The organism is Kluyvera sp. CRP (assembly GCF_019930565.1).
GTDB classification, from domain to species: domain Bacteria; phylum Pseudomonadota; class Gammaproteobacteria; order Enterobacterales; family Enterobacteriaceae; genus Kluyvera; species Kluyvera georgiana_A.
The window spans coordinates 405926-420077 of record NZ_CP082841.1; the positions used below are offsets into that span (position 1 = coordinate 405926).

At 57.3% G+C, this 14152-nt stretch carries 11 protein-coding genes; 5 read left to right on the forward strand and 6 right to left on the reverse strand.

Annotation, left to right across the window (positions count from 1 at the left end):
- Positions 1–75: 75 nt before the first annotated feature.
- From K7B04_RS01880 to K7B04_RS01890, 3 genes are read left to right on the forward strand one after another with little or no spacing between them, the layout of a single operon-like run.
- Positions 76–816 (forward strand): winged helix-turn-helix domain-containing protein, encoded by a 741-nt coding sequence (locus K7B04_RS01880; RefSeq protein ID WP_223803386.1) that lies wholly within the window; start codon positions 76–78, stop codon positions 814–816.
- Positions 817–819: 3 nt separating this feature from the next.
- Positions 820–1296, forward strand: a complete 477-nt coding sequence (locus K7B04_RS01885; protein ID WP_223803387.1) for a hypothetical protein — start codon at positions 820–822, stop codon at positions 1294–1296.
- Between the two features lie 39 nt (positions 1297–1335).
- Entirely contained in the window at positions 1336–1851 is a 516-nt protein-coding gene (locus tag K7B04_RS01890; RefSeq protein ID WP_223803388.1) for a GNAT family N-acetyltransferase, read from the forward strand.
- A 26-nt stretch (positions 1852–1877) separates the two neighbouring features.
- Here the strand turns inward: K7B04_RS01890 and tsr are convergent, their stop codons facing one another.
- The 3 genes from tsr to K7B04_RS01905 all read right to left on the reverse strand — a co-directional run bounded on the left by tsr (position 1878) and on the right by K7B04_RS01905 (position 5924).
- Complete coding sequence (tsr, locus tag K7B04_RS01895) at positions 1878–3545, reverse strand: methyl-accepting chemotaxis protein (RefSeq protein ID WP_223803389.1); 1668 nt, start codon at positions 3543–3545, stop codon at positions 1878–1880.
- A 238-nt stretch (positions 3546–3783) separates the two neighbouring features.
- Complete coding sequence (locus K7B04_RS01900; RefSeq protein ID WP_163448839.1) at positions 3784–4794, reverse strand: Ldh family oxidoreductase; 1011 nt, start codon at positions 4792–4794, stop codon at positions 3784–3786.
- A gap of 86 nt (positions 4795–4880) precedes the next feature.
- Positions 4881–5924, reverse strand: coding sequence for a zinc-binding alcohol dehydrogenase family protein (locus tag K7B04_RS01905; RefSeq protein ID WP_275957288.1), 1044 nt, complete (start codon positions 5922–5924; stop codon positions 4881–4883).
- A 146-nt stretch (positions 5925–6070) separates the two neighbouring features.
- Here K7B04_RS01905 and K7B04_RS01910 point away from each other — a divergent pair, with 146 nt between their 5' ends.
- Positions 6071–6979, forward strand: coding sequence for a GntR family transcriptional regulator (locus tag K7B04_RS01910; protein ID WP_163448841.1), 909 nt, complete (start codon positions 6071–6073; stop codon positions 6977–6979).
- 5 nt (positions 6980–6984) lie between these two features.
- Here the strand turns inward: K7B04_RS01910 and K7B04_RS01915 are convergent, their stop codons facing one another.
- The 3 genes from K7B04_RS01915 to K7B04_RS01925 are packed head-to-tail and all read right to left on the reverse strand — an operon-like array spanning position 6985 to position 11546.
- Positions 6985–9147: a glycosyl hydrolase family 28 protein gene (locus K7B04_RS01915; RefSeq protein WP_223803390.1), complete on the reverse strand. Its 2163-nt coding sequence runs from the start codon at positions 9145–9147 to the stop codon at positions 6985–6987.
- A 15-nt stretch (positions 9148–9162) separates the two neighbouring features.
- Positions 9163–10245, reverse strand: coding sequence for a glycoside hydrolase family 88 protein (locus K7B04_RS01920; protein WP_223803391.1), 1083 nt, complete (start codon positions 10243–10245; stop codon positions 9163–9165).
- A gap of 11 nt (positions 10246–10256) precedes the next feature.
- Positions 10257–11546, reverse strand: a complete 1290-nt coding sequence (locus tag K7B04_RS01925; protein ID WP_223803392.1) for an ABC transporter substrate-binding protein — start codon at positions 11544–11546, stop codon at positions 10257–10259.
- 420 nt (positions 11547–11966) lie between these two features.
- Between K7B04_RS01925 and btsT the strand changes: the two genes are divergently transcribed.
- Positions 11967–14117: a pyruvate/proton symporter BtsT gene (gene btsT, locus K7B04_RS01930; protein ID WP_065357081.1), complete on the forward strand. Its 2151-nt coding sequence runs from the start codon at positions 11967–11969 to the stop codon at positions 14115–14117.
- Positions 14118–14152 lie beyond the last annotated feature (35 nt).

A 14152-nucleotide genomic window follows, 5' to 3' on the forward strand; every position in this document is an offset into this window, starting at 1 on the left:
ATAACAATTCACGGTACAGTTTCCTTCCCGCACCGGGTCACTCTTTTTTCTCTTAGGCGGATCGCTGACAATTTCATGAAATACCTGCTTGCCGATGCCATCGTGTATGACAACGAGGATGGTTCACTGGCCTTACAAAGCGCTGACGCCGAGAGTCAGACGCTGACCTGTACGGCGCAAACCATCCTGAACCTGCTGATTGCCCATCACGGGATGGTGGTCGAACGCGAGGTCTTTCTCCAGCAGGTATGGGACGATCGCGGCCTGCGCGGGTCGAGCAACTCCTTGAATCAGTACATCAGCATCCTGCGCAAAATGCTGGCAGGGATGGTGCCAGACAACCTGTTTATCGTCACCGTTCCCAAAGTCGGGTTTATGCTCAGCGCGGATATCAGCGTCGTGCCGCTCAATGCGCCCGTCTCTGCGCCCGCGCCGGTAAGCAGCAAACGCGCGGTCCCCAAAAGACGAAACTGGCTTTATGGTATCGTGACCGCCACCGTGACGCTCCTGTGCGCCGCCGCGCTCATCTGGAATACCCAGCGCCAGCAAATTGAGCCATATCTGCTGGCTCACATCGACAGTTGTCCGGTCTATACGCTGGCGCCGCTCTCTGACGTATTCCAAAAGCAAGCCCAGACGCTGCTCGGACAGATCAAAAATGAAGGCGCTTTCTCCTGCCTGCCCAGCTCAATTTTTTACATACATATTCAGGATCCCGTTCTCTATGGCGAAGAAGGCCGCCTGGTCCTGTCGCAGTGTTCCCAGTTTCGCAGCAAGGCCAGCACCTGCCAGACGCTGTACTTTTACGAGTGGTAGAGAGTGAAACAGAAGAAAAAACTTTTTTGCATCATCGCACTCAATGCGCTGCTGATCCTCGGTACATTGCTGTGGATACACCAAAGCACGCGCCTTTCCATGACCTGCCAGGGCAGCCTGACCTACAAAGATAGCCGCCTGGATAACCATTTCACCTTTGAAGGGATGGTCGTGATGCACTTTACGCCGAACGGTACGGGCTATTTCAATATCAACGGCGATGTAATGAATAACGGCCAGAACATGAAGGTCTCACGTCAGGAAAGCTTTAACTGGCAGTACGTGCATGAATCGTTCTATCAGCTGTACATCACCCAGGTAGAAAAATTTGGCCACGATAACGTGCCTGCAGGGGTGTTTGAACAGTACGCACTGGGCATTACCGCAGGTCAGAAAAGGTTGCTGAGCATCCGCACAACGCCGGATAAAGCCGTGGTTATCAGCAATTTTTACTCGCCGATTCTGCTCTGCGCCGGATAACGGTCACACGGGTATCAGGCATCAGGTTATACTCAGCGCATGATCTACACCTTTCGTCCGACATCCCCGGCGGATATTTCCGCCCTACCGGCGATTGAACGCGCCGCCGCGCAGCGCTTCATGCTATTGCCTGAATTCAGCTGGCTCGCCGCCGGCCCGGTGATCTGCGCCGAACGTCATCAGCACTTCGTCAGCCAGGCCATGAGCTGGTTAGCGCTGGCAGACAATCGTCCCGTGGGTTTTCTGCTGGCGGAAGCGCACAACGCTTCGCTTTTTATCGTCGAGTTTTCGCTCCACCTTGACTGGCAGGGGCGCGGTCTTGGCCGTCGCCTGATGGCTTATGCGATCGAACAGGCGCGAGAAAAAGGCTTCAGTGCTCTCACGCTCACAACATTTCGCGAGGTGCCGTGGAATGCGCCGTGGTATGCGCGGATGGGGTTTGAAATCGTGCCTGAGGCATTACTTAGCGACGCGCTGCGGCAAAAACTGCGTGAAGAAGCGGCGCACGGCCTGGCAGCGGAGTCTCGCTGCGCCATGCGCCTGGCACTACGTTAACGCGCCCGTTAAAGGGCGCATCCGGGTCAGAAGGTTTCCCAGTTTTCCCCACCGTCGGTTGCTGCCGCTTTACGCAGCAGGGTCGGCGCAGGCATCGGCGCAGCGCTCACCGTTTCGCGCCCGCTGTTGGTCTGATTTTGCTGGATGCGGAATACCGCAACGGCCTGCGTCAAGCGGCTGGCCTGCTCTTCCAGCGCAGCGGCGGCGGCGGCGGACTCTTCCACCAGCGAGGCGTTCTGCTGGGTCACGCGATCCATCTCGGCCACCGCCAGACCCACCTGATCGATACCGCGGCTCTGTTCATCCGATGCAGAGGCGATTTCCCCCATGATGTCGGTCACACGGGTCACCGCATTCACGATCTCATCCATGGTTTCCCCGGCGCTTTCCACCAGCGTGGAGCCGAGATCGACACGATTAACCGAATCTTCAATCAGACTCTTAATCTCACGCGCCGCCTGGGCACTGCGCTGCGCCAGATTACGCACTTCACCGGCCACCACCGCAAAACCTCGGCCCTGTTCGCCCGCACGGGCGGCTTCGACCGCAGCGTTCAGCGCCAGGATATTGGTCTGGAAGGCAATTCCGTCAATAACGCTAATAATATCGGCAATTTTCTGCGAACTGGCGGTAATATCGCGCATCGTCTGCACAACATTATCGACCACTTTACCGCCCTTCTGCGCGGTTTCCGACGCACTCAGCGCCAGATGGCTGGCCTGGCGCGCGTTTTCGGCGTTCTGCTTCACGGTTGCGGTCAGCTCTTCCATGCTGGCGGCGGTCTCTTCCAGCGAAGCCGCCTGCTGCTCGGTACGCGAGGAAAGATCGTTATTACCCATCGCGATTTCACTCGCGCCGCTGTATATGGCATCGGCACCCTGACGCACTTCCCCGACGGTGCGCGCCAGCTCACCCTGCATATGACGCAGCGAATGCGCCAGCTGGCCCATTTCGTTATCGCTTTCCACATCAATGCGTTTCACCAGATCGCCACCGGCAATATGACGAATGCTGTCAATGAGACGATTGAGCGGCGCAATCAGCGTCTTACGTACGCCCAGCCAGACGGTGACGATCACCGCCAGCACGGCAATCATCACGCCGAACAGGATCCACATCGCCTGGGTATAAGATGCATTGCTGTCCTTTACCGCAAGCTCGTAGAGGCTGTCGTTCTGTTGCAAATAGTTGACGTACGCTTTCTCAAAACCATCCTGATAACCTTGGGTCGGCTGGTCGAAGAAGTCGTTAATCTTGCCGGCCCCCAGCAGCTGAATCAGCTCCGCCAGCGCGCCGTGATAGATATCGTAGTTACGCTTAATTTCCAGCGCCGCGGCTTCACTTTGCCGCGGGTCGCGCGGCATCGCTTCATACTCGGCCCAGCGTTTTTCCGCTTCAGCCAGCGATTTCGTGGCAATCTGCATCAGCTCGGCAACGGTGGCGCCGCTACCGATGTTGTTCTGATCCATCATGTAGCGGATCCCGGCGCGGTTAAGCGTGTTGCGGGTTTGCAGCAGGGCAACCCAGCTGCCGTTCAGCCCGGACTGCTGCTGACGCACGGTTTGTAAGATAGTGAAGTTCTCTTTGTCATGCTTCAGTGAGTTAAAGAACAGGCCCCCTGAGACCATTTGCAACAAGCCAAACAACACCAAAACCAGCACAAGGCTGGTGACGATTTTAATACGCTTTAACATGTTTCTCTTTCCTCCAGACGAATAACGAATTTTCGGCGGCGAAAGGAAAAACTTTATAGAAAATGTGACTATTAATACGCGGGGAAGGTGGAATATTCGGACGTTATGGATTGACGCGAGGCCATGGCGTTGTCGTCGCGTCCAGAGTGGATGTAGGCCTGATAAGCGTAGCGCCACCAGGCAGAGCGGCACAAATTGCCGGATGGCGGCTCCGCCTTATCCGGCCTACTCAGAGAGGCTATTTACGCAGCGCGCAGATTTCCTCATACAGGCTACGCGAAAGATTCAACCCCTGCTGTTCACTCTGCTGGCGCGCCTGGTAGCGACGCTCACCCGGTAGTCGCGCCCCCTGCGCCTGCATGCCGCTAAACAGCGTCTCGGCGCGCGCCAGATGGGATGCAGCGTCATCGCCGAGGAACCGTGCTGGGTCAAGCGCCAGAATCAGCTCACCGCCGTAAGGCAGGCCACCCGCGCCGTTATCCCACGCCAGCGATTCGGCGCTGGTCATATCGCCAATCAGCGGCCCGGCGAACAGTTCCACCATAGCAGCCAGCGCAGATCCTTTATGTCCGCCGAATGTCAGCATCGCACCGTCGAGTACCGCCTGCGGATCGGTGGTCGGCTGACCGTCGCTATCGATACCCCAGCCCTCCGGAATCGCTTTACCGGCCCGCTGATGGAGCTGAATTTCACCCCGCGCCGCCGCGCTGGTCGCCATATCGAAGATAAACGGCGGCTTGTCACCGCGCGGCCAACCAAACGCAATCGGGTTGGTGCCAAACAGCGGCTGGGTTCCGCCGGCTGGCGCCACCCATGCGTGGCTCGGTGTGCAGGCGTAGCCCACCAACCCAACCTCGGTCAACGGCTCAACATCGGCAAACAGCGCGGAGAAATGCACGCAACGGTTGATCGCCAACGCCGCAATGCCGCAGTGGCGCGCCTTTTCAATCAGTAGCGGCAGCGCCTGTTCATACGCGCACAGCGAGTACGCGCCATGCGCATCAGCTTTGACGATCGCCGGAGCCTGATCGACGATCGTCGGTTCGGCGTCCGGCGAAACTTTGCCTTTGCGCAGGGTTTCCACAATGCCGAGCAGACGCCACAGGCCGTGCGATGCGCAGCCGTCGCGTTCACCCGCCGTTACGTTACGCGCGATGGCGTCGGCATGAGGTTGTGAAAAACCGTTGGCACGCAGGACCTCGAAGGCCAGCGTGTAAGCGTCGTTGAGTGCGATGTTGACCGTTGTCATGTAGTTCTCCGTATTATTGTTTTACTGGCATAAAGCGTAGACGGAGGCGCAGGTTTTACTTGGTTAACGCAGTGATTTAAATCACATTAATACCCGGAGGCGCCGTCGATGTTCTCTGCAAACTCTATCACGCCTTTAATCAACCGTGGATTATTGATGACGTCGCGCTCAAAGGTGCTACCCAGTTCGCTAAAGCGCAACCGGTGGGTCAGTAGCATTCCGGCACTCAGCTCGCCGCTGCGCATCAGTTCGCCAACGCGGGCAAAATCCTCGGCGGTGGCGTTGCGACTGCCCATCAGGGTGGTCTCTTTTTTATGAAACTCCGGATCGGAAAACTGCAGATCGCCCTTAAACAAACCAACAAACACGATGCTGCCAGCGTGACGGATCAGATCCACCGCACGGTTCATTGACTGCGGATTTCCGGTCGCATCCACGATCTTTTGCGCCAGATTGCCGCCAAACAGGCTGCGCAGCCGGGCGTCGAAATCCGCCGCCAGCGGGTCCAGCGCTGGAAGATCCAGCTGATCCGTCACATGCGCACGTCGTTCATCGCTGACATCCGCCACCACGACCCGCGCGCCTTCCGCTTTGGCAATGGCAGCCGCGCCCAGACCGATTGGCCCCGCGCCAACCACCAGCACCTCATCCCCCGCCCGTACCGCCGCGCGCCGCACCGCATGGGCGCTGATGGCGAACGGTTCAATGAGCGCAACGGCTTCCGGCGCAATCCCTTCCGCCAGCAGTACGTTCTGCTGCGGTACGCAAAGATATTCGCTAAAGCCGCCGTCGCGATGCACGCCGATCACCGCGATATTCTCGCAGCAGTTGCCGCGCCCCTCGCGACAGGCGCTACAGGTATTGCAACCCACATAGGGGATCACCGCCACCTGCTGCCCAATCTGCCATTGTTGCGCCTCGCTGCCGACCTCAACAATATCGCCGCAAATTTCATGCCCTAATACCCGTGGGTAGCTGAAAAAAGGCTGTTTACCGCCCCATGCATGGATATCGGTGCCACATATCCCTACCGTTTTTATTTTTATTAACACCTCATCTTTTTGTGGCTTTGGAATATTTCTTGATTGCCATGCCCATTCACCCGGTTGCTGACAAACTAACGCTTTCATAATATTCATTTGAACTTCTCCTTTTTTGTTCTCCTTGTTATTGTGGATTTCGTAATAATTCAGCAGTCACGCCACAAATTCTTGTGAATGCCAACGCAGAAATAGGTTTTAAATTCGTTTTTAATGATTATCAGGAGGATGTCAGCATGAGCCGTTCGCAGAATTTACGCCGTAGCGTGGTGAACCAGATTATTGAAGGTATCGCCCGCGGCCATATCCCCTCTCCGCTGCCGGTGCAGTCGGCGCTGGCCGAGATGTACAACATTAGCCGCACCACCGTCAGGCACATTCTCACCCATCTGCAACAGCGCGGCGTGCTGGAAAAAATTGGCAATGATTACATCGTGCTACGTAAACCCGATGCGCTGGACGGCTTCGAATGCACCCAGGCGCCGCTCGAAGAGCAGACGCAGATTTTTGAACAGGCGTTCTTTTCGATGATTAACCAGCGGCAGCTGAAGGCCGGGGAAGTGATGAGCGAAATAGCGCTGGCAAAAATGGCCGGGGTCAGCCCGGTGGCCGCCAGGGAATATTTGCTAAAATTTGGTCGCTATAATCTGATTGTCAGCGAAAAACGCGGCTTCTGGCGCATGAAAGAATTTGACCGAGCCTACGCCGAGCAGCTTTTTGAATTACGCGAAATGCTGGAATTACACGCCCTTCAGCGCTTCCTTAATTTGCCCGATGGCGATCCTCACTGGCTGCAGGCGAAAACATTACTGGAACATCATCGCCAATTAAGAGATCGCATTGGCGATAACGTAAAAACATTCTCCCAGCTCGATCGGGATTTTCATGCATTATTACTTTCGGCTGCTGATAATATATTTTTCAATCAATCACTGGAGATTATCTCGGTTATTTTCCACTTCCACTATCAGTGGGATGAAAGCGATCTTAAGCAGCGTAATATTATCGCCATTGATGAACATATGATGATCCTGATCGCGCTGATCTGCCGTAACGAGATCGACGCCACCCTGGCGCTGCGCAACCATTTAATGACGGCGAAACAGTCGATGATCCGTTCGATCGATCAAACCGCTCGCCGTTAATTTCGCTAGCGCAGCGGCTTCACCTGCCGCTGCGGCGCATCCTGATCGCCCATGAAGTGACCAATCGCCAACAGCATCTCCAGCGCCTCATGGCGGCGCAGATAGCGGCGCGGACGGAAGCGCCCTTCTTCATCGCAGCGCATAAAGCCAAAAGCCACCGCCCGCTGGGCGTTAGTCAGGTAGATATCACGCAGGATACGTCCGTCTGTGAAGGTCGATTGCAGCATCGTTGATGCGTTACGGTACGATACGCCGCAGCTCATCATCGCCACCGTGGCCGCTTCTTCACGGCGGATCGGCCTGTCGGGCAGGAACTTGCCCTGCACCAGCGCCATCATGCCGCGCTGAATCAGCGCGGCAATGCCAGGATACCAGACGGAGTCCGGGGCAATATCCTGGATGACGACTCCATTCGACGGCTGATACTGCAATCCCCACAGGCGAATGATCATCTGCGCCAGTTCAAAGCGGGTAATACACTCCGCGCCGCTTTCCTCTTCGATCACTCCGCGCGCGCGCAAAATACCGGCATTAACCGAATTGCCGTTCGCCAGATCGATGCTGCCTTCCGGCTGAATCAGCCACGGTTTACTCAGCAGGCTCATCTCACCGTGGTTGACCCGGCAGCGCACGAAGCGCCCGGCCATGGTCGGCGTCAGCGCCAGAATATCGCCCTCGCCCAGCGGCGTCATTGGCCCTTCCGCCGTTTTTCCCAGCCACCACGAATAATGCAGGACCGCTTCATCATCACCCGGCAACTGCGCAATCGCCCGCAGATAGTCACCCACCTGCGGCAGTCCGCGAATGAAAAGCTGCACCGGTCGAGGGTACGCCAGCCCGTTAATGGTGACGTTTTCCATCTTCACGCCGCTGCCCCAGTGGGCGGCATGCAGCGGATGGTCGACGTCGGTGATGCGAATATCCTTCAGCACCAGACCTTCAATCGGCGACTGCGCCAGACCTTCAATAAACAGACCGTATTCACCGCCGCTCGCTTCCAGGTCTTCAATCACGATATTGCGGAAACGCGGTAGATGACTGCCGTAGACACCCTCGGCATAGTTCATGGTGGCGTGAACCACCGCGTCACGCACCCGTTTAACCCGCGAGTGACGCAGCCAGATGTTTTCGATTACGCCGCCGCGCAGGGCGTTAGCCTTGAGACGTAGCGGGTAGGTTAGCGCCGGACTGTCAAATTCATTCCCCACGGCAAACACGTTGCGAATGCCGCCGCTCATCTCGCTGCCCAGCGCAATACCGCCGTGACCGTCGGCAAAACGGTTATTGCGGATGATGATGTTTTCACAGGGAATGTTGGCTTCACGCCCGTCGCGATCGCGCCCGGATTTTATGGCGATGCAGTCATCGCCGGAGTCGAACAGGTTGTCTTCAATCAGCACATCACAGCAGCTTTCGGGATCGACGCCATCGTTATTGTGGCCATGGGAGCGTAGCGTCATGCGTCGGATGGTGACGTTGCGACACATGACCGGATTCACCTGCCACATCGGCGAATTGCGTAGCGTGACGCCTTCCAGCAGCACATTCTGACAGCGCAGCGTCTGGATAAACATGGGCCGCAGGTAGTGCCCGTCGCCAAAGCGCCGCTCCGCCACCGGCACACCGTTGAGGTTCATTTCACGCAGCCGCAGGCTGGCGGGGCGCTGCAGGTTGCGGGCGGAGGTCGACCAGGCGTGCTCAATCTGATGCGTCCAGTGCCACCAGACGCCGTCGCTGGCCTGACCGTCCAGCACGCCTCGCCCGGTGAGCGCAATATTTTGCGCATCGCAGGCGTAAATCAGCGCCCGGTAGTTCCACAGCGGCGAGCACTCCCAGTGGCCGAAGGCCAGCGGGTAGTGCGCTTCGGTGGTCTCGGTCGTGAACAACAGCACGCTCTGCGGGCTGTCCAGATGCAGATTTATATGACTGAGCAGCGCTAGAGAGCCGGTAAGATAGCGCCCGGCGGGCACAATCACCCTGCCGCCACCCTGGCGGTGGAGATAAGCGATAGCCCGCTGAATCGCCTGCGTGTCCAGCGTGACGCCGTCGCCGACGGCGCCAAAATCGCGCACGTTCACCTCGGCTGAAGGAATGCGCGGATCATGGATCCGCGCCAGAATGTTTTGCTCTTCCTCGACGCTCAGCACCGCGCAAGGGTTTGTCGTCATGACCTTGTCCTTAAGTTATCCGTTTAAATGGGCAAGCGCTTCCCCTAGCGCCAGCATGGCCAGCGACTGCCCGTAGGCGCGCTGACGAACGCGAATATCCAGATAGTGCTGGAGGTCGCGCCCCACCGATGTGCCCGCCGACACGTCAGCCACTTCCCCTTGATCGTTAATCCGTGCAATCAGCGCCTGGATGCCCGCCCAACCCGCGTCGCGGCAGCGGTTATCCAAAAGACCCAGCCGCGCGCCTTTCAGCAACGCATAGGTCAGCCCCGCGGTCCCTGACGCCTCCTGATAGCTCTCAGGGTGATCGATTAACGTCGACCACATCCCGTTGTTATGCTGGTAGTGCACCGCCGCCTGCATCTGGCGGAGAAACGCCTCGCGGATAAACCGCGTGTTGGCGGTATCCGCGTTTGCCATCTCCAGAAAATCGACGCTGCCGACCGCCGCCCAGCCGTTACCGCGCCCCCACAGCGCCGCACCGTAGTTGTTGCGCTCGATAAAGCTCCAGCCGTGCATCCACAGCCCGCTGCGACGGTCAACGAGGTATTTGATGTGCAGTAAGAATTGATACGCCACATCGTCCATGTAGTGCGGTTTATTGAGCAGCTGCGACGCCCTGGCGTGGAACAGACCGCTCATAAACAGCGTGTCGACCCACAGCTGCTCTTCGTTGAGATGGTCGCTGGTACAGTGGGTATAGCCGTTTTCCTGGGTGCGCAGCAGGCGCGTGTCGATCCAGTCGGCGTACTCGGCGATATCCGCCAGCCAGCCCGTTTCGCCGAGTTCCGCCGCCATACAGGTGGCGGTCAGCATCGGCGCCATCCGGTTGATATTTTTCTCCGGCAGCCCTTCGACCATGCGCCGTGAGAACCAGCCCTTCAAATAGTCAAGGTAGCGCGGCTCGCGGGTAATCTGATAGAGACGCCAGATACCATAAATCCCCACGCCCTGCGACCAGTCCCAGTTTTCAATCGACAGGTCAGAAGCGATAACTTTCTGTTTTTTCAGCTCGGCGTCATCGGTGCGCACCACAATCACTTCATTAAACAGGGTATCCAGCTTGCTTAAAATGGACTCTTTTAATAATTGCGACATAACCACCTCAATTACATGATCTTTTTCAGCACACGCTGCGCGCGCTGAGGGAATTCATCGGCCAGTTGTTCGAGGGTGAGCTGCCCGTAGTCATAGCGTTGAACGGCATCAAGGAAGTAGGACAGCAGTTGCGGGTTTTCAAACCACGGTGACGGTTCGATTTTGCCCATCAGTTGATCCACCTGTGCCAGCCCCTGCACCTGAATCTGGCTGTTATCCAACACGCCTTCCTGCTGCAAGACCTTGACGGCCTCGGCGCTCAGCGGTACGCCGCGCTGGAGGCCCATCGCTTTAATGCCCTGTGGGTCATTAAGCAGGAAGTTAATCAGCTTCGCCGCCAGCTCCGGGTGTTTGCTGTTTTTACCGATGGAGAACATCATCGCCGGTTTAAAGAAGATGCCGGCATCGGTCGCGCCGGGCAGCATTGGATAAGGCCCCACTTCCAGATGCGCAGGCGCGCGCAGGCTGCCGGCAAAGGTGCCGTCGGTGCTCCAGGTGTGCACGCCGCCAATTTTGCCGTCCAGCCACGGTTTAATTTCCCAGGCGTTGGCTTTACCAAAGGATGAAAGGTACTTCATAGACGGGATAACATGATTGTCCACCAGCTTCTTATACATGCCGAAATAATCCAGCCACTGCTCACGGGTGTAGGTAAAGTCTTTCTTCTGCGGGTCAATCATCGGGATATTGTATTTCTGTACCATATAGGAGTTCAGAAACGTCATGATGGTGGTGTCGTGATTGGCGAGGATAAACGGATAGTAGTCGTCTCCCAGCTTGGTTTTAAACACCGGCCCCGCGGCAATCATCTGCTCCCAGGTTTGCGGATAGGCAACGCCCGCTTTTTTCCACAGTTCGGGGTTGTAGTACATCGAGCGACCGGTCATGGCCACCGGCACGCCGTTCAGCTTGCCGTTCATCGTCACCAGTTGCTTGCCCTGGCTGGAGAACTGGCTGAGGTCGATAATCGACGACTGGCGGTTAATATCGTAAAACCCGTCGCCGTTTTTTGAGAACATCACCAGCCAGTTCCAGTTAATCTGCATCACGTCCGGTTCGGTGTTCCCTGCCAGTTGGGTACTCAAACGCGATAAGTAACCATCCCAGCCGCTCGGTTCGGTATTGATTTTGACGTCAGGGTTCTGTGCTTCGAAGGCTTTAATCGCCTCGGTGGTCGCCTGATGGCGCTGGTTGCCGCCCCACCACGACATGCGTAATTCCGTGGCGGAGTGCCCTACCGCTGGCCACAAGATTCCCGCGCCCAGAACCCAACAAAGTGCTTTTAGCCGCTTATTATTCATTGTGTTAATCCTTTTTAGGGGTACAGGCCAGCGGGCTGAATGGCTCACCGGCCGGGTTGAGCCAATAGTCGGGAAAAAGCAGCGGCGTGGAGACGGTCATCCCCCTGAGTTGTGATCAATTAGTGACAATAGTGTTTTTTATTGGTTTTTAATCATACGTAGTTGCGCGTAGGGAAACGGCGACGGGAAAAAAACTTGCGATCTCAATCACATATTTCCGCGTAGGACAAAGGTTGCCCAACCGCTTACCGCGAAAAGTGACCGCTTAGCCTCCGCTTTTAACCGCTCACCCATTTACCCAACTTTACGCGCGCGTAGGTCTGGCAAACTCATCAGCAGAATCAAGACCTCCTCAACCCCCAAACCCAAAAAACAACGGCAGCTTCGGCTGATTATTAATCTTAAAAACCAGGTTTTACTATGGATACGAAAAAGCTATTCAAGCACATACCCTGGGTGATTCTCGGAATCATCGGTGCGTTTTGCCTCTCGGTCGTCGCTCTGCGCCGCGGTGAGCACGTCAGTGCCCTGTGGATCGTCGTGGCGTCGGTTTCCGTTTATCTGGTGGCCTATCGCTACTACAGCCTGTACATCGCCCAGAAGGTGATGAAGCTCGACCCGACGCGCGCGACGCCGGCGGTCATTAACAACGATGGCCTGAACTACGTGCCGACCAACCGCTACGTGCTGTTCGGCCACCACTTCGCCGCGATTGCCGGCGCAGGTCCGCTGGTGGGGCCGGTACTGGCCGCGCAGATGGGCTACCTGCCGGGTACGCTGTGGCTGCTGGCGGGCGTGGTGCTCGCGGGCGCGGTGCAGGACTTTATGGTGCTGTTTATCTCCACGCGCCGTAACGGTTCCTCGCTGGGTGAAATGGTCAAAGAAGAGATGGGCCGCGTGCCGGGTTCGATTGCCCTGTTCGGCTGCTTCCTGATTATGATCATCATCCTCGCCGTGCTGGCGCTGATCGTGGTGAAAGCGCTGGCGGAAAGCCCGTGGGGCGTGTTCACCGTCTGCTCGACCGTGCCGATTGCGCTGTTTATGGGTATCTACATGCGCTTTATCCGCCCGGGCCGCGTCGGTGAAGTGTCGGTAATTGGTATCGTGCTGCTGGTGGCTTCCATCTACTTCGGCGGCGTGATTGCCCACGACCCGTACTGGGGCCCGGCGCTGACCTTTAAAGACACCACCATCACCTTCGCGCTGATTGGCTACGCCTTTATCTCCGCTCTGCTGCCGGTATGGCTGATTCTGGCACCGCGCGACTACCTCGCCACTTTCCTGAAAATCGGCGTTATCGTCGGCCTGGCGCTGGGCATCGTGATCCTCAACCCGGATCTGAAAATGCCGGCGGTAACCCAGTACATCGACGGTACCGGCCCGTTGTGGAAAGGCGCGCTGTTCCCGTTCCTGTTTATCACCATCGCCTGTGGCGCCGTTTCAGGCTTCCACGCGCTGATCTCCTCCGGCACCACGCCGAAGCTGCTGGCGAATGAAACCGACGCGCGCTTTATCGGTTACGGCGCGATGCTGATGGAGTCGTTCGTGGCGATTATGGCGCTGGTTGCGGCCTCCATTATCGAGCCTGGCCTGTACTTTGCGATGAACACCCCGCCAGCGGGCCTTGGCATCACGATGCCGAACCTGCACGAAATGGGCGGTGAGAACGCGGCGCTGATCGCTGCGCAGTTGAAAGATGTGACCGCGCATGCGGCGGCGACCGTCAGTTCCTGGGGCTTCGTGATTTCGCCAGAGCAGATCCTGCAAACCGCGAAAGACATCGGCGAACCGTCGGTCCTGAACCGCGCGGGCGGCGCGCCTACGCTGGCTGTCGGTATTGCTCACGTGTTCCACAAAGTCCTGCCGATGGCTGACATGGGCTTCTGGTACCACTTCGGTATTCTGTTCGAAGCGCTGTTTATCCTCACCGCGCTGGACGCCGGTACCCGTGCGGGCCGCTTTATGCTGCAGGATTTGCTCGGTAACTTCGTGCCGTTCCTGAAGAAAACCGACTCTCTGGTGGCTGGCGTGGTCGCTACCGCGGGCTGCGTCGGTCTGTGGGGCTACCTGCTGTATCAAGGCGTGGTTGACCCGCTGGGCGGCGTGAAGAGCCTGTGGCCGCTGTTCGGCATCTCTAACCAGATGCTGGCCGCCGTGGCGCTGGTCCTGGGCACCGTTATCCTGATTAAGATGAAGCGCACCAAATACATCTGGGTGACCACCATCCCGGCAGTATGGCTGCTGATCTGCACCACCTGGGCGCTGGGCCTGAAGCTGTTCAGCTCCAACCCGCAGATGGAAGGCTTCTTCTACATGGCTAACCAGTACAAAGAGAAGATTGCCGCCGGTGGCGAACTGACCGCACAGCAGATTGCCAACATGAACCATATCGTTATCAACAACTACACCAACGCGGGCCTGAGCATTCTGTTCCTGGTGGTGGTGTACAGCATCATCTTCTACGGTTTCAAAACCTGGATGCAGGTGCGCAATAGCGATAAACGTACCGACAAAGAGACACCGTACGTGCCGGTACCGGAAGGCGGCGTGAAGACTTCTTCGCACCACTAATCCACCGAACCCTCCCTCTCCCGCCGGGAGAGGGC

What these genes read in the sequence shown, in the direction of transcription:
- K7B04_RS01925 (WP_223803392.1), bottom strand. Translation starts at nt 11,546, where the DNA reads ATGAATAATAAGCGGCTAAAAGCACTTTGTTGGGTTCTGGGCGCGGGA.
- K7B04_RS01915 (WP_223803390.1), bottom strand. Translation starts at nt 9,147, where the DNA reads ATGACGACAAACCCTTGCGCGGTGCTGAGCGTCGAGGAAGAGCAAAAC.
- K7B04_RS01890 (WP_223803388.1), top strand. Translation starts at nt 1,336, where the DNA reads ATGATCTACACCTTTCGTCCGACATCCCCGGCGGATATTTCCGCCCTA.
- tsr (WP_223803389.1), bottom strand. Translation starts at nt 3,545, where the DNA reads ATGTTAAAGCGTATTAAAATCGTCACCAGCCTTGTGCTGGTTTTGGTG.
- btsT (WP_065357081.1), top strand. Translation starts at nt 11,967, where the DNA reads ATGGATACGAAAAAGCTATTCAAGCACATACCCTGGGTGATTCTCGGA.
- K7B04_RS01910 (WP_163448841.1), top strand. Translation starts at nt 6,071, where the DNA reads ATGAGCCGTTCGCAGAATTTACGCCGTAGCGTGGTGAACCAGATTATT.
- K7B04_RS01920 (WP_223803391.1), bottom strand. Translation starts at nt 10,245, where the DNA reads ATGTCGCAATTATTAAAAGAGTCCATTTTAAGCAAGCTGGATACCCTG.
- K7B04_RS01905 (WP_275957288.1), bottom strand. Translation starts at nt 5,924, where the DNA reads ATGAAAGCGTTAGTTTGTCAGCAACCGGGTGAATGGGCATGGCAATCA.
- K7B04_RS01880 (WP_223803386.1), top strand. Translation starts at nt 76, where the DNA reads ATGAAATACCTGCTTGCCGATGCCATCGTGTATGACAACGAGGATGGT.
- K7B04_RS01900 (WP_163448839.1), bottom strand. Translation starts at nt 4,794, where the DNA reads ATGACAACGGTCAACATCGCACTCAACGACGCTTACACGCTGGCCTTC.